Below are 20,896 nucleotides of genomic sequence, written 5' to 3'. Positions count from 1 at the left end.
AATAATTGCGTTGTGAATAATAATGGTGTTTTCTGAACCCGCCCCTTCGTCTGCCGTAACCGCCGGCTGGCGGCCGGGGCAGACAAATTTCAATACAATGTGTGGATTTATTGGTGTGTTTGACCTGAAGCAAGACGCGCAGGAATTACGTACCCAGGTCTTGGAAATGTCCAAGCGCATTCGGCATCGTGGTCCCGACTGGTCGGGCATGTACTACGGTGACCGTGCGCTGCTGGCACATGAACGCCTGGCAATTGTTGATCCGACCTCCGGAAGACAACCGCTTTTCAGTGAAAACGGCAAACAGGTACTGGCCGTAAACGGTGAGATCTACAACCACCGAGAGCTGCGGAACCAGCTGAAGAATCCCTACAACTTCCGTACGGAATCCGATTGCGAAATTATTCTGGCCCTTTACCGCGACAAGGGTGTGGATTTTCTTGAAGACCTCAACGGCATCTTTGCCTTCGCCCTGTATGACGAAGAAAACGATTCTTACCTGATCGCACGTGACCACATGGGCATCATCCCACTTTACATGGGCCATGATCCGAACGGACAATTTTATGTTGCTTCGGAACTGAAAGCCCTGGAAGGTATCTGCAACCACATCGAACTCTTTCCTCCCGGACACTACCTGTCGAGCAAAGACGACAAACCCAAGCGCTGGTATACCCGCGACTGGGAATCTTATGATACGGTAAAAGACAACAAGACAGATATCGCAGAGTTGAGAGATGCATTGGAAAAGGCCGTTCAGCGACAGCTTATGTCCGATGTGCCCTACGGTGTGTTGTTGTCGGGCGGACTGGACAGCTCGGTTATCTCTGCAATTGCTAAGAAATTCGCTTCCAAGCGGGTGGAAAGCGACAGCAAACAGGATGCATGGTGGCCACAACTCCACTCCTTTGCAGTGGGCCTGGAAGGCTCCCCCGACCTTGCCGCCGCAAGGAAAGTAGCTGACCACATCGGCACCATCCACCACGAAATTCATTTCACCATCCAGGAAGGACTGGATGCCATCAGGGATGTTATTTACCACCTCGAGACCTATGATGTAACCACCATCCGTGCATCCACTCCAATGTACCTCATGGCCCGTGCGATCAAATCAATGGGTGTAAAGATGGTGCTATCCGGTGAAGGTTCCGATGAATTGTTTGGCGGATACCTGTACTTCCACAAGGCCCCGAACCCACAGGCCTTCCATGAAGAAACCGTTCGCAAACTGAGCAAACTTCACCTGTATGACAACCTGCGTGCGAACAAGTCGCTGGCGGCATGGGGTGTGGAAGGACGTGTGCCCTTCCTTGACAAGGAATTCATAGATGTAGCCATGCGCATCAACCCCAAGGATAAGATGATCACCAAAGATCGGATGGAGAAATGGGTGGTACGCAAGGCCTTTGAAGATTACCTGCCGGAAAGCGTTGCATGGCGACAGAAGGAACAGTTCAGCGATGGTGTGGGCTATAGTTGGATTGACACATTGAAACAGGTAGCGGCAGAAAAGGTTTCCGACGAACAGATGGCCAATGCCAAGTTCCGTTTCCCCATCAACCCTCCGATGAGCAAGGAAGAGTACCATTACCGTACCATCTTCACCGAACATTTTCCATCGGACGCAGCAGCCTCCACCGTACCCAGCGTGCCGTCCGTGGCATGCAGTACACCTGAGGCGCTGGCTTGGGATGAAAGCTTCCGAAACGCCAACGACCCCTCCGGACGGGCCGTTAAGAACGTTCACATGGAGGCTTACAAGTAATGTTTTGAGTCTTCAATCAGGAATCCTATTTTGGAACCTCAACCGAATACACGACACAAATGAACAACCTCACTTTTTTGCTTCGCTCCACCCTACTTGGCCTGGCCTCATTTCTTCTTGGTTCTAATGTTTCTCTCGCTCAGATGGGGGAAAATGGCGGGCACAAGATGCTGATCAACGGCGACAGCCTGTATGTGGAGGTGATGGGCAAAGGTGACCCGATCGTGTTCATCCCGGGAGGTCCGGGCAATTCACATGACTACATGCAATTGTACATGGGAGACCTGGCCGACAAGTACCAGCTGATCTTTTTTGATGCATTCGGACGGGGGTATTCCGCAAGAGCGAAATCCCCCTCCGAGTACAGCATCCAAAGAGACATCGACGACCTCGAAGCTTTGAGGGAAGCCTTGCACCTGGATAAATGGACGGTGTTCGGACATTCTTATGGAACCGTAGTAGCCCAGGGATATGCCCTGGCACACCCCGATCACCTGAAACGCCTGGTGATTGCTGCAGGCTTCCACAGCGGTGAAATGTGGCAGGCCAACTGCGACAGCTACAACCACCTTTGCCAGACGCAATTCCCGGAGAAATGGGCCAAAGTGGATTCATTGCGACACGAAGGTTATGTTTCCAGCGATTCTGTATTTATGGACGTGTATGGAAGCATCCCAACCGGTTTCATGTACATTCACGACATGCACAACAGGAAAAAACTGGAAAGAAAACCCGACATGGCTCCCGATCACATGATGAACACGGATGTATACTATACCCTGATCGGGCGCGATGCCGACTTTTTTGTCGGAGGACAAATGATAGATCTTGACTACAGAAAGCGATTGAAAGAGGTCAAGGCGCCTACCCTCTTGCTATTCGGGCGTTATGATTTCGTGGCCATTCCTGAATACGCCATCCAGTACAAGAAGTACATGCCGCAAGCTGAATTCGTGATGTTTGAGAACAGCGGCCATAACCCGATGGCAGAAGAACACGATAAGTTCCGAAAGGTATTCGATGCATTCATGAAAAAATAGCACCACGAAAACATCCGTTCCTCCCTTTTCTCCTTCCGGCTATCCTGGATCAGACCCGCTACAATTCCTTTGAACATGCATCCACCCGCATGTTCACAACAAGGTAATGTAGGTTCCTCGAACAGTTCACTTTACCTGTTCACCTTCGTTGAGAAGAAATAAACTGCCATTCACCGAAGAAGGGCCTTATTTCGCAGAATCTTATAACCAAAGCAACGCTACCTACGTATCCATACCTAAAGCAGGAACTTATCGACCTTTGGATTTAATATTTGTGGAGCTATGAAGATTTTTGGTATTTACCTGTATAAACACCTATTGTCGTCCTATTTGTTCGGACTCAGTTGCCTGTTGGCGACATTCCAGATAATCCAAGCACGACCTGAACGCGAGACGTTGTTGCAGATCTATGCATCCGTGATTGTGTTGATTATGCTGACGCTTGCATTGCATTTCCGGGTAACCAGCCGTGTGCGCATGCGCAACAACTTGCTGATGGCATTCATGTACCTGCTGGTGGCTGCCTCAACCATTTACTGCATGATCTTGTAAAACCATCATACGACCAATAACCATTGAAAGACTTCCCTCCCGGAGGTCTTTTTTATTTTCACACCTCACATTCGTCTTTTACTGTGCAATCCACCCACCGTCTACGGCCAATGCGTTACCCGTAATGAATGACGACTGATCGGAACACAGCCAAACAACAGCCTGCGCCACTTCACCCGGTTCTCCCATTCTACCGATAGGTTCCATGTCAGCGAATTGCTTTTCGGCCACCTTATCGTGCCCTGTTATCCGGTCTACCATAGGTGTATGAATCACGCCCGGGCAAACTGCATTCACCCTGATTCCCTGCTTAACATACTCCAGCGCTGCAGTTTTGGTAAGACCAACTACACCATGTTTCGATGCCACATACGCCGGCATGCCCGGGAAGCCCACGAGTCCTGCGACGGATGCGCAGTTCACGATGGCCCCGCCTCCGTTTTTCAGCATCACGGGCACCTCATGTTTCATACACAGCCAGATGCCCTTCAGGTTCACTCCCAGGGTACGGTCCCAGTTTTCTTCGGTGCATTCCGATGTCGGCGCCTGTACACCTTCAATCCCGGCATTGTTATAAGCAAAATCCAATCTACCGAACTTTTTTACGGTCTGGGCCACCAGGTTCTCCACATCGGCGTCTTTCGACACATCACATTTCACAAACAGCGCTTCGGATCCCGCATTTTTGACCTGTTGAACCGTATCACCATCATCCATTACGTCGGCGATCACCACCCTGGCGCCCCTTTCTGCAAATGCAATGGCGGTTGCCCTGCCTATGCCGAAACTTCCGCCGGTCACCAGGGCTACTTTGTTATTAAATATTTTTTCCATGTGAGATCTAGTTATGTGGGTTCATTAAATGGGTTCTTTTTGTTTCGTGCCGGAAGCAACCGAATGGTGCTCGGCGGCATGTATGTTGCGAATGCCTTTGATCAAAGCATCCGGATTGAAAGAGATGCTATCGATCCCTTCACCGATCAGGAAGCCGGCAAAATCAGGAAGATCACTGGGCGCCTGACCGCACAAACCCACGGGCGTTCCCGCACTTTTGGCGGCTCTGATCACCTGTGATATCAATCGTTTGACCGCTTCATCGTTCTCATTGAACAAGGCATTCACCAGCGCCGAATCCCTGTCGAGGCCCAGGGTCAGCTGAGTCAGGTCGTTCGACCCGATCGAAAACCCGTCGAACACCTCCGCGAATTTTTCCGCCACAATCACATTGCTGGGAATCTCGATCATGGTGTAAATCTCAAGGCCGTTCTCTCCGCGTTTCAGTCCGGATTCAGCCATCACCTCCACCACCTTCTTTCCTTCTTCAGGTGTTCTGCAGAAGGGAATCATGAGCTTTACATTGGTGAGGCCCATGTCATCACGCACCACTTTCATGGCTTTGCACTCCAGCCGAAAACCTTCTTTGTAGAGCGGACTGTAATACCGGGAAGCGCCACGGAAACCGATCATCGGATTTTCTTCGTGCGGTTCGAATGGGTGACCTCCGATCAGGTTGGCATACTCATTTGATTTGAAATCACTCATGCGCACGATCACATCTTTGGGATAGAAGGCCGCAGCAACGGTTGCCACAGCCTGCGACAACTTTTCAATGAAGTAATCTTCCTTTTTTTTGTAACCGGCGGTTAACGCATTGATCTTTGATATCGCCCCGGCATCTTCCAGTTCATTGAAACGAACCAATGCCATCGGATGAATGCGGATGGCGTTGTTGATCACAAACTCCATACGCATCAACCCCACACCGTTGTTGGGAAGGAACGAATATCCGAAGGCCTTGTCGGGATCGGCCAGGATCAGCATCACCTTTATTCCCGGCAAGGGAATTTCCCTGGTGTCTACAGTATGTTCTTCCCAAGGCAGGATGCCTGCGTAAACAATACCTGTCTGCCCGCCGGTGCATGATACGGTCACCTCATCACCATCCTTTATCACCCGGGTGGCATCACCGGTTCCCACGATCGCAGCCACGCCGAGCTCCCGTGCGACAATTGCGGCATGGCTGGTACGGCCACCTTTGTTGGTCACGATGGCCGATGCTTTTTTCATCACCGGATCCCAGTCGGGGGTGGTGAGATCCGTCACCAATACTTCTCCTTCCAGAAGCTTATCTGCTTCCGCCGGACTCTTCAGTACCCTTGCACGGCCACTGGCAATCTTATTCCCCAAGCCGGTTCCCCGGGTCAGCTCTGTTCCTTCTTTTTTCAGCCGGTATGTACGGATCAGATATGAATTCCGGCTTTGTGCATGTACGGTTTCAGGGCGCGCTTGCACCACAAAACATTCACCGGTCAATCCGTCCCTGGCCCATTCGATGTCCATCGGTTTACCGTAATGGTCTTCAATGCGCACCGCCCAACGTGCAAGTTCTTCCGCTTCCTTTTCCGAGAGTACAAACTGCACCCTTTTATCAGGAGAAGTTTCTATGTTTTGGGTAGTTATTTCTTTGCCCGCCCCCTTTCCGGCATACACCATCGTTTTTTGCTTTTTTCCCAGCTTGGTAGAGATCACAGCTTTCTTGTTTTGTTGCAGCGAGGGTTTAAAAACAACGAACTCATCCGGATCAACGGTTCCCTGCACGATGTTTTCTCCGAGTCCCCATATTCCGCTGATGGCCACCACATCCCTGAAACCGGTTTCAGGATCGAGGGTAAAGATGACCCCGGATGCACCTTTATCACTTCTGACCATCTTCTGTACACCGACCGACAAGGCCACATCCATTTGCCCGAATCCATTATCCACCCTGTACTTGATGGCACGATCGGTAAAGAGGGATGCCAGGCATTTTCTGTAAGCAATCAGCAATTCCTCTTCGCCCTGCACATTCAGGTAACTCTCATGCTGACCGGCGAAGCTGGCGTTCGGTAAGTCTTCCGCCGTTGCGCTGGAGCGAACCGCCATTGAAAGGTTTGTATCGTTGCCGACCAGCTGTCGGTATGCCGCACGGATGGCGTGATCCAGCGGTGGCGGTATTTCTCCGGACAGCACAAGCTCACGCGCCTGGCTGCCGACGTCTTGCAAGTTGGCGAAAGAAGCTGTGTCCAGCGAACCCATTACTTCCTCCAGCCGGTCACGAATGACATTGTGATCCAGGAAATCCCAGAAGGCAGACGCGGTAACGGCAAATCCTTCCGGCACACGGATGCCGGCCTGCTTCATGTTTTGAACCATTTCACCGAGCGACGCATTCTTTCCACCCACCTGCGGCAGGTTTTCAAGGTTGATGTTTTCAAACGGGAGGATGTAGCGATCCTGATTTTTCATGGGGGTGGGATTTGAAAAAGCAGAACGAATGTCGGGGGACCGGCTACGGGAATGAATGACCTACAACATGCTGACGGATGATTATTGTCAGGTCAGTTGATAACCGGCGCAAAAGAAGTCAATTAAGGTCTGGAATTGTGGTTTGCATGACGTCAACACGCCAACACCAGCGTGCCTGTCAGCCACAGTTAAGTCTATCTCCTTCCAAATAAACCCATCATTACTGAATCAGGAAACGCATCCTGGCAAAAGATTCGGTGCCGATTTGCAATACGTACACGCCCTTGGGTAAACCAGAGAGATCAAACTCTTGCCGTGCTCCTTGCACATGTTTTTCCAGCACTACCTGGCCGAATGCATTGATAATTCTGACACGGGTTGCACCCCGAATATCGGATTCCAAACGAAACACACCCTTATTGGGATTGGGATAGATGTGTAGTCCGATCTCATCACCCAAACTAACAACCGGAACATAACCCAATACGCGGATGGTATCGGAATCCGTACAACCATTTGCATCCGTAGCCAGCACCTCGTACAGGCCATCTTGAGTAACCCGTATGTGATTTTGATTCACGCCTGTCAACTCAAAACCATCCACAAACCATTTATAGCTGACCCAACTCCCCTTGGTGGCAAACAATGAATCATTGAACCATGTCACGTGAATGGTATCAACCGGGTTTACCGTAACGACAGCTGAATCTGTCGCTGTACATTCACCGTTGGTAACGGTCACCAGGTATTTCCCCGAGGCGATAACCTCATTTTTCTGGCTCGTATTGCCATTCGACCAGATGTACTCAAAACCGTTTCCGGAACCCGCATCAAGAAGAAGGGGGCCACAACTTACGCTATCAATGAGATCGGGTGTAGGTTGCTTATACACCTTAACCGGAACTTCAGTTCTTGGAGAAGGGCAGCTGGTTGCGGTATAGTAAATGGTTCCATCGAAATTCCGGGGAACCCCGAATTGTTTGAATAACAACCCTAATGACAACCCATAGTCGATCGAAATAGATTCATTTGACACCACCGTATCTTTGCTGCCATAGTTGAATTCCGGGCCAACATCTATGTAAATACCGTACGTATGTCCTTCCGGAATTGACAAGGTGCTGGGAAGCAAACAATGTGTGGGGAGTCCCTGACCCATCCCATCCACACGCACAACACCCAGTTCATTCCAAGCGTGACTATCGGACTCAAAACCCTGATACCCACCGTCACGATAGTTGATCCACACATCAATACCAGTAGCTTTTGACAAATTAAGGTCCATGCTTTCAATTGTGACATCCTGGTATGCTGTCACGTTAAACATGATTCCGCGGAAACCTAGGGGTGTACCTCCCAAACCACCCGTTAAAGAACCTAATTTTTGATACCGTGTTTCCACATACAATGACTGATTAGCCGATAGGGTATCCGTTTTCAACGTATCACCCACATACACCAGATTCCCTCCCGAAGCAGCATCATACCAGTAGCTATCCGCGGATGCTGAAACAACCAGTTCCACCTGGCCTCCTTCGCAAGTTGTATCTGCCTTCAGAATGACCGGTTGAGGGGGGATTGGATTGATCAAGACGCTGTCGCGTATCGTGTCATTTCTCAAATACTGATCGCCTGAAACAGAACAATAGGTTTCTATCTGAACCTTCCCACCCGATCCGGGGTTAAATGCACCCACATACAAGGTATCCTTTTTATGTGAAGGCAGTGGCCCGAAATAGTTGGCAGAAATAACATCATTGGATGCACCCGTGATATTTGATGTGATGTTGATATTGTTCAATGGGTTTGTGCCCATGTTTTCAATCACAACGGCCACCACATTGTCGTCAGGACATATTGCATCCAACGGGGTCAGGTGTTTTATGACCCGGGCATCGATGGCAAGAGGCATATATTCATCGGCGCCGATATCCGGAAAACCTGATGGCGAATTCGGCCTTACCTCACCATCAAAGTCTTCACCAACACCTACGGTTGGATCACCGGCCCCATCCAGATCCAATGAATAGGTATGCAGATCCCGGGTCGGATCCAGGTAATAGGGGTTCCCGACTTTGGAATGCAGATTAAATCCACCAACGCCTACATAATTGGTATCCAAGTATTCATTGCCTAGGTACATGAAATGCCGGGCTCGACCTGCTACATAGTAATTGTTGTAGTCTAACACCTTTATGCGAGACATAGAGTCGGTGTATATCACATACCCATTATACGCCTCGGGCATGTAGACGGAGTTGTTGCGTATATCATAATCACTACCTTTTTCCACACAAATACCTCTACCGGCATCCGAAAGCGAAAAGGAAACCGAATTGTGAGCGACACCCACAATATTTGAATTATATAAATAAAACCCATAACCATTTGGGGCGTTATAGTGTTGGTAGCCTTTTTTTCTGTTCAGCACGACCATATTATTCCTGGCGATCGCACCCATGGTTTTTTTAGGTAATCCAATATTTACATTGGCGATTATGATCCCCATAAAGCCACTAATCACCACCTCATTTTTCTCCACGACGACGCTATCGCCAGAATTAATCTCTATTCCTCTTAAGCCTCCGTACGGATCTCTTTCAGAGTGCACGACATTGCTGGACACCAATGTAGCATCCTGATAGGATAGGCTTATCCCTGAATTGGTGCTTTGGTATATTCGATTCCCTAAAATTTGATTTTTCTGCGCATGCTCGGTGGTGCCTTTGCCGTTGCATACAATTCCTTTGTAACCCCCAACAATTTCGTTCCCACTTATTACATTACCGCTGCCATTAGACCCTGGGGTGCCCTTAGCTGAAATCATGGCTATTCCCATCAAGCCGGCTGAGGTGGATATACTGTCTAGTTCGATCCTGCAATTTTGAATGGTGTTGTTATCGGAATTATCGGTGATCCACACACCATACCCGGACGTTCTTGCGCCATTCCGGATGGTCAGACTATCCAGAATAAGATTCATCACACCGGAAAGCTTTATCACGTGCTTATCTGGAACACTATCAGGTGTAAACTCAATGGTTTCGTATGTGGCTCCTCCTGTTAGTCGAACCGGTACATTTGGATAAGTACCAGGTATAAAGGACACGCTCACCTGCTCATAGTAGGGCCCAGAACCGGGAACGATACGCAATGTGACCGGCCCAGTAACACCAGGCCCGTTAACAGGTCCACCATCCGAGCGCCATCCGAACTGAAGATCGGACATGGCTGAGTTGACGGACATATAATTTGTTGCGGATGCCGGCGCACCCTGATTGATCGTATAGGCGCCATTCATTGCCCCGAATCCTTTTCCGGTTATCAGCAAACCGCTTACGACTAACAAAAGCAATGTTAAAATCTCAGGACGTTTCTTTTTCATCGACTACGACATATTCAACAAATATATGATTACCCATGTAAAGAATCACACACAACGGGTAAAAAACAATCCGTCATTCCAACAACTTCCCGACGTATGTCGTATCCGTCGTAGGTATCGAAAACACCGAATACACATTTCTGTTTTCGCTTTTCAGGATGGTGAGGTTGGCCACCCGAAGCGGCAGGCGGTCCAGCATCCCGGAGCGGTCCACGCGTGTTTCGAACTGTTGTGAGATGCTATCGGGAATGGCTTTCGGTTGGGTGGTGATGATGGTGATGAGGTTGTGGTCATTTGTTTCACCCCATTGGGTCAGGTCCATCCAGTACTTTTGCACACAACCCTTACAATAGATGGCAGGCAGCAGTAGATAGCGATGCGGCGTTTCCGGCAATTCGGTCTGAAACTGATTCCGGAGGTAATTGGAGAACACCTCTGTGTTCTTATTCGGTTTCTCAGGTGCATCGTTGCAGGTGAGCAGGAATACCATACCGACCAAAGTGACGATTAAAGACTTCATGGCATTTGCAGTTTGAATACGGTAAAAGTTAGGCTATCGGTTCCATCTTTGGTATTCAACATCACGCCTTCTGGGGTAGGCACCACCATGCGGCCATATCTTCTGGGATCCATCAACACTTCATCCACAACACGGAATGTGGTATCCATTACGATCAGCGACCAGGGATTGTCAGTGGACCTCCGGATCAATCCATCACTGTCAAGATAATCACCTCCTAGAATCACCGGTAGATAATACAGCTTTCGGTAAGGATCTTCCACGATAGTTTTATATATAGGCTGCTCAACATAGTAGCGCTTCAGGTACACAAAATTTCCGATGCTGTCGAGATCATAAGGCTGTCTCTCTTTCTTCAGGTACCTGCTTTTCGCCTGGCCAGAAAAAACCAAGGAATCATTCCGGTACACATCCACCTGTGGCGTAACCGAGAAATTGTAGATGACATTCCCACGATGGTCCACACATCTTTGCGGAACGGAGTCATCCCAATAATTCTTGCGGTAGATGGCAGGCCACATGCCGGTGCTGTTGTGGATCACATAAGGTGTGCGGGTAAGATCTATGGACAGATCCGACGACACATCGTACGTTTTGCTAAGTCCATCCGGTGTTCGAACAGAGCCACTGTTACGAATGCCCGTCATATAAAAGCGTTCATTTCTATAAACCATAGGTGCCAACCAAATAGACAAAACGCTGTAGTTTGTTTCACCCGACGGCAGTGGCCGGTCGATGACCCATTGGTTCCGGATCTCTCCGTTCCGATTGATCAGGAACACTGTTTTTTCATGGTGGGGAAATGCAAAAATGGAATCAAGGTTGTGTACGTAGAACGCGAGTCCTTCAGGTGTGCGGTCCACAACCGGTAGGCTGTCCAGAGGCGTGTCTGCAATCGAATCTCCTTTCAATGGAATGTACCGAAGAGCATCCCTATCGGGATCGAAGTAAATCCAGTATTCACCCTCTTTCAGATGGCTATATGCACCGCTGAAGAAAACCGGTGTACCGGCCTCACCGGTGCGAATGGTTTTTACCGGCACCAGTTGGATCCCGCGGTGGGAACAACCCGTGGCTACAGCGAGGAGGAATAAAAAAACAATAACGGTAATGCGCATGATGTATCTTTTGAATATAAAAAAGGACACAGCCGCACGGAGGTGAAAAGTCCGAAGATACGGCTGCGTCCCTACATCCCCTCAACCTTTCATCACAAATCCACTTCCAGCACCAGGTTGGCCGGTAGTGCTTCGCCCTGCACACCATGCACACGTGTGGGTTCTGCCATGAACACCACATGTCCGTTTTGGTTCTTCACCGAGCGGAACACTACGTCCCCTTTCTGCAACCGGCTGAGCAAGGATGCCTGACCCTTCAGGCTCGGGAAAAGGGTTTGCCAGTTGTCTTCCCGGAAGAACTTCGTCACCGATCGGTTCTGGTGAGCCTTCACGAACCTTTCCAGCACATCATTGAGCGCCGCTTTATCGGTTTTGTTGGTGGGCATGGCGCTGCAAGGGATAATCTTCGCACAATTCTGAGGTGTACCAGGATCACAGAACCAATGGTTAGAATCATTTTCACCTCCATACAGGTGGTATCCATACTCAATACACAACCCCACTTTGCCTTCCAGCACCGGGTTCAATTCCACCGATGCGTCCTTTACATCTTGTTTCACGGATGCGACAGGCTGTTGACTTTCTTTCGTGCAGGAGAGCAGTCCGCACGCCAGCCATACAGCAAATGATATTCGTTTCATTGAACAATAGAGATTTGAATGTCGCCTACTCTGTGAGCTTTTCGGCATCCGCTCGCAGGGTCGGAGCAGACAGGACATCGGGGAAATTTGTAATAAATTCTTTCCTTGATATGCACATGGGGAGGTTGAGAGTATCTGAAACACTACCCCACACAACAAACCTGTCTGTGGCGCATTGCCGTTGCCCTCACACGGAAATGACGCAGGACCTAACCTGCACCGCAAACGTACAATGGAAATTCTAAAACAACAAATTATTTATTTCTTTTTATATAAAGTTTATATTACATGTCAAATCTTACACGAGCAAGTTTATTCGGCAATCATCTCCCGGAGTTTGTCTAGTCCGTCACGGATGCTTTCATATTTGGTGAGCACAAAGGTGTGATTGCGTGCGCCTTTTTCCACCGTTTTAAATTCTTCGGGTGAATAGATCGCGAGCTTGCCGTCGCCCGTGATCGTCCATAGCATGTTGTCAGCATCTCTCCGGAATACGATCACATTGCCGGAACCGTAATCGATCAACTGGTTTTTTTCAGTACTGGCCAGGAAGACGTTTCCTTTCTTCAAGGCGCCTCCGCCATCAGCGTCCTTATATGCAGCGGCAACCGTGCATGCATTGGATTTCACCCTGACCTCCGGGAACCGGGGCAATGGCGCGGGGAAGTCACAGTTATGAATGCCCATTTGCGGAATGGCAATGGGTCGTACTCCGGCCACCTTATAGCCCATTTCCATCACCCTGTCGGCCACGGCAATTTCCGGTCGGGATGATTCCTGCGCTTCATTGAACGTTTTTACCTGCTTCCCATCCCCCTGAACATCCTTCATGCGTTCTGTTTTCAGCTTCGTATATGTGGCCATTGCTTCATCCAGATGTTCCGCATCCACAACAGGTTTAACCAGTACATGCACCGATGTATCCGGTCGAGACAAAGCCAGGTTGTACAAATTGGAAGATGGATCGCTTCTCTGCAGTTCCATTCCCGTCCAGTTCACACCAAACCATTTCTTATCAAAAGAACGGTCGCGTGCACTGACCTCAAAGGAAAGCCCCTTGTAACATGCAAGTTCGGGATAGGCCGTCGGGTCAACATCCACTTTAAATCTTTGCTGGGACGGGTTTGCCGCTTGGGGGTATACCGGCAGGGGTGAGCCTACAGGCACTTCCTCTGCTTCTGCCCGAAACAATTCCTTAACTACCGGCCTGCTCTTTTCTTCCACCTTCGCCGGTTGTTCCACTTTCTTCTCACACGGAATCACCTTGCTCTTTCCGTCGCACACCCATTTCTTGGCCACGGTATCCAGGTGGTACCTGTTGAATATTTCGCGGTCGTCCCTCGACGCCATCAGCACCTTCATTTCCTTTCCGGGTGCCAGGTACACCGGTTTGTTGTTCTGCCAGCCACGTACCTCCAGCATACCAGCCGACTCGAAATGCCGTGTTTCACCGAGGGTGTCATAGGTCATGGGAATGCCGCTCACGAAGAAGTCGACCACGTCATGCATCTCCCTGTATTCCAATACCACGTTATCCTGCACGGGGGTCCCTTTTTCATCCACGAACGCACCGGCCGGAATGATGATCTCCGAACCGGTTTTGCTGTAAGTGAGCTTACAGGCCTTGTCTGCCATCACATTGAACTTCTGGTAAGGGATGTCATAATCCGGGAAGGGCGGATTCACAAACGGCTTCTTTCCGGGCGTGACTTCCGTTGCTGCAACAGCGTTCATTGAATCGTTCGCTGATACCGCAGATGTTGCTTCGGTTCGAACCTGCGCATCCTCTTTCTGTTTCACCGGAAGCTGGGTGAGGGCGAGCATGGCCACCACCAGCGCCGTTCCGCCGGCCATGAACTGCCAGGTTTTGTAGAACGGACGGAGTGCCTTGTAGCTCTTCATCACCTTGGAGAAGTTCATGTCCTTCGTGGCATCTTCGCGGGACAGGTCGGGGCGGTTGATCTGTATTTTGCGCTTTGTCATTTTGTGTGTATTTGCACCTGCATGACCTCCCTGAGCCGGTCCAGCACGCGATAGGTTCTCACCTTGGCATTGTTCTCGGTGACCTCAAGAATCTCCCCCACTTCTTTGAAAGACCGCTGCTCGAAGTAACGCAGCTCAAGGATCTCCACGTCGGCATCATCCAACTTGTCGATGGCGCTAACCAATTGTTCCACCTGGTTGTCGTCGGCTTCTTCCTCCATTTCGGAGATCATGCCCACGAGGTGTTCGGTTCGCGCGTTCACCACATGTGCAGCTTTGTCGTCGCGGAAATGCAGCCTGACCTCGTTGAGTGCAATCCTGTACAACCACGATGCGAAGGGCACACCTTTGTCGGTATACTTCTTCAGGTTGATCATGGCTTTCAGGAACACCTGCGAGGTGAGGTCGGATGCAACATCCCTGGAGTCCACGCGCTGGTAAATGAACCGCATGATCTGTTCGTAGTACCGTTTGTACAGCACTTCGAACTTTGCGGGATTTTTCCGGGCCGCATGGATGTCAGCAACCTCCTTCCGGAGTTGGTCTTTTGTAAAGTGGTATTGCGGGTTGTTGTTCATTCCATATTGAACTTACACACATATAATACAGGGGGACAAAAAAGATACAAGTTCACAAAACCGCGGTTATTCAAGTCCGGCCGCTTGTCTTACCTGGGCGATGTTATAGAGTTTCCGATCGAATGTTTTCACGCGCACCACCTGGCTCCTGACGTCCTGGCGCAGGTCAAAGTTGGTGAACACACCCGAGGTGACCAGGTCGCCGTTGCGCAGTTCGGCCACGATCACATAGGGGACAGACATTTCCAGGTAAATCTGCTCGGGTGACAGTCCGAGTGAACCCGGACGAACGGATACCTGCCGTTCTTCTTTCCGTACCACATACATGCTTTTCACGGGAAGCACGTTCCCATTTTCATCCTGCAGGTCCACATTATACTGAATGATTTTCACCGGCGATTTATCATAGGTGGCCCTCGGCACCATCGTCCCATAGCCATCAAGCTGCATGCTTCTCCAGAAATTCACGCCGTTGGCGGCGCCATTGCCCAGCGCCACTTTTTCGTTGGCGATCACGCGGTCGTAGTAAGCGAGCCATTCTTCCTTCGACATCAGTTTCTCTTCATCGCTCATGTACATACGGAGCGCATCCCAGGCATCCCTGACCGCCTGTGCCCGCCAGGTTTCCAGTCTTGCCATTTGCGTGAGCTGGGATTGGATAAATGCATTTTCCCTTTTCCGTAGGTATATAGCATACTTTCCGAACCGCTTGTCGTATTGCTTTTCAGCACTCGTTTTTGGGGTGTTCACACCGCCATATATCGGGTAAACAGTAAGGCGTTCGAAGCCCGAGAACGATTTCAACTCAAGGGTGAATAGTTTTTCAGAAGGCAGGTAGTACAGCCGTACATCGTTCCAGCGTTTGTGTTTCGCGAACCGCTTTTTAAAAACACGCTGCGACATCTGGTCGTGCACCACCCACTGCATACCGGTAAACGCCCGCATTTCACCCATGCGTGTAGCCGCGAATTGGGCATCGCTTCCGGCGATCTGGAAGTGCAGTTTTTTGTTTGTCCAGTATCTTCCCTTGGCATCCGCCTTCAGGTACACAAAACTCCCGGGTTGCGTTTCCATGAATTTCCTTTTCTGCCGTCTAATCTTTTTCGTGTCGCCATTCAGCCAGGGCGGAAGCATGAACCTAACGGTGTTCACGTAGTTGGTATCCAGATACCTTTCCTGAAATGATGTGGTATCGAACGCCGCTATGTTATACAGTTGCGAAAAGATGGCAGGGTAGCGAAGGTAAGCTTCTGAGTACACCCTAAAGTTCTCAGGTGCGATCCGGATCACACCATCTTCTTTCTCTTCTTTTTCCTCAGGTTGTGGCAGGAGTTCGGGTTCTTCTTCCGGATCGGGCTGATCCGATTTGAATACCAGTTCCGCGTCCGGGAAGAGGGCGGCGATTTTATCCTTGTCTTCATCCGACAGATCATCATTCAGCGACAGGTACCGGATGTTCAACTTTGCCATCTTACCCGCATCGTTCACGGGATCCACCAGGATGTTTCCTTCCATTTGCACGCGCGACATGCTGTCGAGTTTTCCCACCTGGTCTGGCAATTCAGAAATGAAATTGTTGCGGATATCCAGCTCCTTGAGGTGTTTGAGTTTTCCGATGTCTTCGGGCAATTCGGAGATGTTGTTGAGCGGGAGGGAAAGGCTCGACAGGCGGTCCAGCTTTGTGAGCACCCCGATTACCTGGCTGGCATCCAGCTCGGGGTTGTTGGTGATGCGGAGGGTTTCCAGGCCGGATAACCTGCCCATGCTTTTCGGCAGCTCCTCCAGTTCGTTTTGATCAAGATGCAGCGACCTGATGTTCTTCATCGCTGCAAGGTTTCGCATGGCGGACTCATAGTCCATATCCGGACTTCCCGAGATCACCAGCGCCTGCAGCGACGGGTACATTTCCCCGTACATGTCGGGCATTTTCTTCAGGTTGTTGTCCTGAAAGATCACCTCGGTCACGTTGGGCAACTTGGCGGCCTCATCCACCAAACGCTGCAACAGGGGCCCCTGTACCTGACCGGTGAACCGGATATGCTCCACGCGGTTTAGTGCCTGGCTGTTGTTTCGCAGCAACCGGAAGGAGGCTGCGTCAGGCTCGATCTCCAGGTAACGCACATGCTGCGGGATGCGCACCGCATCGGCGAGTTTGTAATAAAGAGGGCCATCCTCCGCTTCCTGCGCCCATGCACAAACAGCCATCAACAGAAACAAAAACAGAAAAATCTTCCGCACCATATGATGAATCAGTTCCGAAGTTATAATACATCCATCGGCAAAAGATACACATCCTTATTTCTATTCCAGCATACGTGTGTCATTAAACCCATCATCCATAACAAAAAACCCTCCTCCGCACAGGCGAAGGAGGGTTTAGTCATAAGCGCCTTACGGGGCGCCCGTAATCTCATTATCCATTCACTTTTATTTGATCACGAGTTTCTGGGTGATCTGGCTGGTTTCTGTTTTCACAGTTACCATGTAGGTGCCCGCAGGTACGTTGCCGCCCAGGTTCAGGGCACGTTGCACGGTTGCATTCAGCGTCCATGATTCGTGCAGCATCACCTGACCGAGAACGTTGGTCACGGTCACATCCGCCTGGCTTCCCAGGACGTCAGAAACGACCAGGGAAATAGCGGAAGCGTTGGCAACCGGGTTCGGGTACAGTACAAATGAACCTTCGCCGTAGATCAGGTTGGCTTCTTCAGCTGTCATAGACAGTTGACCGAAGTCGCCTGAAATGGTTTTGGCTTCGCCACCATCTTCGCACTCGCCTGCTTCATCACAAGCACCGAGGCTGTAGGTGGTGTTAGAGTTACCCGAGTGAGCCAGCAGTGCATCCACGGCGGGAGCTGCTATGCACAGGGTTTTGTGGCAAACCACTTGGCCATGAACCGTGGTGGTGGCACATACTTCCACTTTGTTTCCGTTGTTGCCACAGGTTACGTCCGTAGCGCAAACGGTTACGTCATCGCTGGCGGTGCAACCGCGGGCTTCGGTAACGGTTACGCTGTATTGAGTTCCGCTGACCGGACACACGTTGATGACAGGAGTGGTTTCTCCTGTGCTCCATTCAACACTGTATGGTGCAGCACCACCTGAGATGCTGGCGGTAAGATCGGCACATTCTTCCGGTGAATACCCAACATATACGGCTTGGTTGGCACCGGCATCCACACCCAGTCCGGCATGTGCACAGTAGTAATCCTGTTCGCTGTCGGGATTGTAGAAGGCAAGCAGCTGACCACCCTGGTACACTTCACCGGGAATGTTGTAGTGGGCTTGTACCACCATCAGGAACATGCCTCCGCCGAGGATATCCTGGGCATCAATCACACCTGAAGACTCTTCGTCTTGTGTCAGGTAAAGGGGACCACCGTTCAGGAAGCGGGCCGGGTCGTGGTGACCTACTTCTGTCAGTACATCGGTGTCGATGTCGTACTGGAACACTTTGCCGATGTGAACATTGTTGCCCACATCTTCCTGCAACAGGGCATGACCGTACTTATCGATGGTCATGTTGTCGAACATGTGCTGACCTTCGGTTCCATCCAGTACGGCTTCGATTGTACCGCCCAGTTCGGGGTTGTTGATGTCGCTGAAGCGAAGCCTCCACATGCGGCTGGGTGCGCTGAAGCTGTTGGTGGTCACGAAGTAGAAATCATTTGGATTGGAAGGGTCCCATGCACCGTCTTCGGGGCGCAGGAAGTGCGTAACACCTGCATTGTCACACAGGGTGTTGATCGCAGTACCTGAAGTATTCTGCACCTGTCCGAGGTTCACCAGGCTGAAGGCCGTTCCCGGGACAGGTACGGATGCACTGGTTTCGGAAAGAAGTCCGTCCACCTTCACGGCGTAAAAATTACCGTTGGTCAGACCCGCTTTTTCAATGTCGCTGCCGGTGTTGGTTTTGGTACCGATGTAGAAGTGTACCTGTCCACTGGTTCCGTCATCCATGCCACCAACAACGGTTTTGTCGCTGGCGTACGGACTTGCAACCACGTTCTCCCATGCTGCACGTCCGAGGTAAGGCAGTTGGTAAGAAGTACCTGCTTCCGAACCTGTTGCAATGTGGCCCATTACGCGACCTTCGGTTCCGCTTTCTTCACCGTTGATGAAAATGCGGTTTTCGGTTCCCAGTCCGGATGCACTGTTGTAAAAAGCAGAAGGAGCTGCGAGGTCGGCAGAGCAGAAACGATCGAAGCTGGCGAGTGCAGAAGGATTACCTGCATTGTAGGCATCGTAACCGCTGCCATTCCACAGTTTCACATTCTGCATCTGGTCGCCGCCGCTTACCACGCTCAGATCCGATTTGTTGATGATCCAATGTGATACGAAAGCACCGTTTGAGCCGTGTGCGCGAACGGCACCACCGCCTTTGGAAATCTCGTGGTTCACGAGCAGGGTGAAGGTTCCGTCGCCATTGTCAAATGCACCTGTTCCATCGGGAATACCCACCATTTTGTATCCGCCAACCACATCGCCTGCTGTGAGGATGGATGTGAATTTGCCTTGAGCAATGGAAGATTGCAAATAAGGGGTGGTGAATGTGCTGGGGCCTGTTTGACCGTCGGCAAGCAGATCGGTAGAAGGAGCAACATAGCCGGCGAGTTTATCGCTGCCGCTCAGGCGGAAGGTGATCACGTGGCTCTTCTTACCGGTTGCGATGGCGATACCGTCTTCGTCGGGAGACGCCTGACCGTAGTCGTTGTCGTTACCGATGGCGATGGTGCTGTCGTTGATGATGGCAAGGCCTTCGGCTTTGTCGAGGTCGGCGGGCCATCCGTTGGCGAGCAGGTCCATCACCAGGGTTTTGGCAACCGGGGTAATGCCGTTACTGGAAAGGCCGGTGGCATCAACAAGCTGTTCGAGGGTTTGACCGCCGTACAGGCCTGAATGCACCGGGGTAGCGGCGCTGATATCGATCTTGTACATGCGTTTGATGTCGGAGGTACCGCGGGCTGCTGCTTCGAGCACGAGGAATTCGTGGTCGTTGATGGCGGCCATGTCACCGATTTTCCAATCCTTCAGACGGATCTTGTTGGAACCGCTGCCGATCTCACCGTCGTTCAGGTAGGCGAACATGCGGGTTGCGTTGGTTTGGGGATCGATCTCCAGGATGCGGTGCACCTGTGTGTTTTCACCGGTACTTGCATCGGGATACAGGATGGGGCTTTGGATGATGGCATAGATCTTTCCGTTGGGAGAAAGTGCGATGCCTTCGAAACCGCGGTTGTTGCGGCGGTATTTGAATACCGAGTCAATGGCGATGTCGATGGGCTCGGCGCCGGGTTGATTCGCATACGGGGTGAAGCGTTGCAACACCACACCGTTCTTGTTGAGTTTCCAGACAACCGGACCACCTTCCTCGCAGATCCAGAAATTACCGTCGTTATCAACAATGACGCCTTCAGAGTCGATGCCATATACATCCTTGGCAACCACTTTCAGGTTGAAGTTGGCACAATCCTGCACGGTATCTTTAATGGGCAATTCAGCGGCCGTGCTGCCGAAGCCGGTCGGGTTGATGATGCCTGTGGCGGGGGTGCCGTTGGGGCGTCTCATGGGGAGCACCTGGAGAACATCCAACGCTCCGCTTGCGTTCAGGCGCAGACGAATGATCTTCGGTGCATATGCCGGAAACGCATACAGTTTGTCATACTCGGGATGGCAGCCGGCAGGGTTTGCGTTGGCTGCATCGATGTTCACACCGCGGTCGGTGCATGTCCAGAACTCGGTTCCGTTCGTACCCGGGATGGGATACAGAGCGGAGAAACCTGATTCACGGTAGTCGATACCCTGAAAGGTTCCGATAGCAGGCGATACGTCGTTCTCGTAGTCCTGCAGCAAGGTAATCTGGGCCTGACTTTCCTGCTGGAAGGCCAACAAGGATGACATGCCCATCAACCATGTGGTCAACTGTTTTTTCATAAATGGTTTTGTTTAGGGTTCATGAAAAGAATCTTCTTTCCGCTGCCAAAATTGGAAGTGGGCAATGACGTGTTCGTGGTCGTGATGTTATGACT

Annotated in this window: 13 protein-coding genes; 3 read left to right on the top strand and 10 right to left on the bottom strand. The window is 50.8% G+C overall.

Annotation, left to right across the window (positions count from 1 at the left end; translation table 11 throughout):
* The first annotated feature begins 97 nt into the window (after positions 1-97).
* The 3 genes from asnB to H6585_11830 all read left to right on the top strand — a co-directional run bounded on the left by asnB (position 98) and on the right by H6585_11830 (position 3,357).
* Positions 98-1,765 (top strand): asparagine synthase B, encoded by a 1,668-nt coding sequence (gene asnB / locus H6585_11840; protein ID MCB9449021.1) that lies wholly within the window; start codon positions 98-100, stop codon positions 1,763-1,765.
* 59 nt (positions 1,766-1,824) lie between these two features.
* Positions 1,825-2,805: an alpha/beta fold hydrolase gene (locus H6585_11835; protein ID MCB9449020.1), complete on the top strand. Its 981-nt coding sequence runs from the start codon at positions 1,825-1,827 to the stop codon at positions 2,803-2,805.
* Positions 2,806-3,087: 282 nt separating this feature from the next.
* Positions 3,088-3,357 (top strand): hypothetical protein, encoded by a 270-nt coding sequence (locus tag H6585_11830; protein MCB9449019.1) that lies wholly within the window; start codon positions 3,088-3,090, stop codon positions 3,355-3,357.
* A gap of 78 nt (positions 3,358-3,435) precedes the next feature.
* On the opposite strand, the gene H6585_11825 is transcribed toward H6585_11830, so the two are convergent.
* The 10 genes from H6585_11825 to H6585_11780 all read right to left on the bottom strand — a co-directional run bounded on the left by H6585_11825 (position 3,436) and on the right by H6585_11780 (position 20,801).
* Positions 3,436-4,191, bottom strand: coding sequence for an SDR family oxidoreductase (locus tag H6585_11825; GenBank protein MCB9449018.1), 756 nt, complete (start codon positions 4,189-4,191; stop codon positions 3,436-3,438).
* Positions 4,192-4,215: 24 nt separating this feature from the next.
* Positions 4,216-6,642, bottom strand: coding sequence for a phosphoenolpyruvate synthase (gene ppsA / locus H6585_11820; protein ID MCB9449017.1), 2,427 nt, complete (start codon positions 6,640-6,642; stop codon positions 4,216-4,218).
* 220 nt (positions 6,643-6,862) lie between these two features.
* Entirely contained in the window at positions 6,863-10,027 is a 3,165-nt protein-coding gene (locus H6585_11815) for a T9SS type A sorting domain-containing protein (protein ID MCB9449016.1), read from the bottom strand.
* Positions 10,028-10,100: 73 nt separating this feature from the next.
* Entirely contained in the window at positions 10,101-10,547 is a 447-nt protein-coding gene (locus H6585_11810; GenBank protein MCB9449015.1) for a hypothetical protein, read from the bottom strand.
* On the bottom strand, positions 10,544-11,665 hold the full coding sequence (locus H6585_11805; protein ID MCB9449014.1) for a hypothetical protein: 1,122 nt from the start codon (positions 11,663-11,665) through the stop codon (positions 10,544-10,546). The genes H6585_11810 and H6585_11805 overlap by 4 nt, the downstream gene beginning before the upstream one ends.
* 92 nt (positions 11,666-11,757) lie before the next feature.
* A complete protein-coding gene (locus H6585_11800; GenBank protein MCB9449013.1) occupies positions 11,758-12,306 on the bottom strand; it encodes a hypothetical protein in 549 nt (182 codons plus the stop codon).
* A gap of 312 nt (positions 12,307-12,618) precedes the next feature.
* Positions 12,619-14,289, bottom strand: a complete 1,671-nt coding sequence (locus H6585_11795) for a hypothetical protein (protein MCB9449012.1) — start codon at positions 14,287-14,289, stop codon at positions 12,619-12,621.
* Positions 14,286-14,867 (bottom strand): sigma-70 family RNA polymerase sigma factor, encoded by a 582-nt coding sequence (locus tag H6585_11790; GenBank protein MCB9449011.1) that lies wholly within the window; start codon positions 14,865-14,867, stop codon positions 14,286-14,288. Before H6585_11790 ends, H6585_11795 begins: the two co-directional genes overlap by 4 nt.
* Positions 14,868-14,933: 66 nt before the next feature.
* Positions 14,934-17,108: a leucine-rich repeat domain-containing protein gene (locus H6585_11785; protein MCB9449010.1), complete on the bottom strand. Its 2,175-nt coding sequence runs from the start codon at positions 17,106-17,108 to the stop codon at positions 14,934-14,936.
* Between the two features lie 186 nt (positions 17,109-17,294).
* On the bottom strand, positions 17,295-20,801 hold the full coding sequence (locus tag H6585_11780; GenBank protein ID MCB9449009.1) for an esterase-like activity of phytase family protein: 3,507 nt from the start codon (positions 20,799-20,801) through the stop codon (positions 17,295-17,297).
* Between the last annotated feature and the right edge of the window lie 95 nt (positions 20,802-20,896).

The sequence above is a fragment of the Flavobacteriales bacterium genome (assembly GCA_020635855.1).
Lineage (GTDB): Bacteria > Bacteroidota > Bacteroidia > JACJYZ01 > JACJYZ01 > JACJYZ01.
The sequence above is the reverse complement of the archived record's forward strand: the minus strand, read 5'-3'. Positions and strand labels throughout refer to the sequence as shown.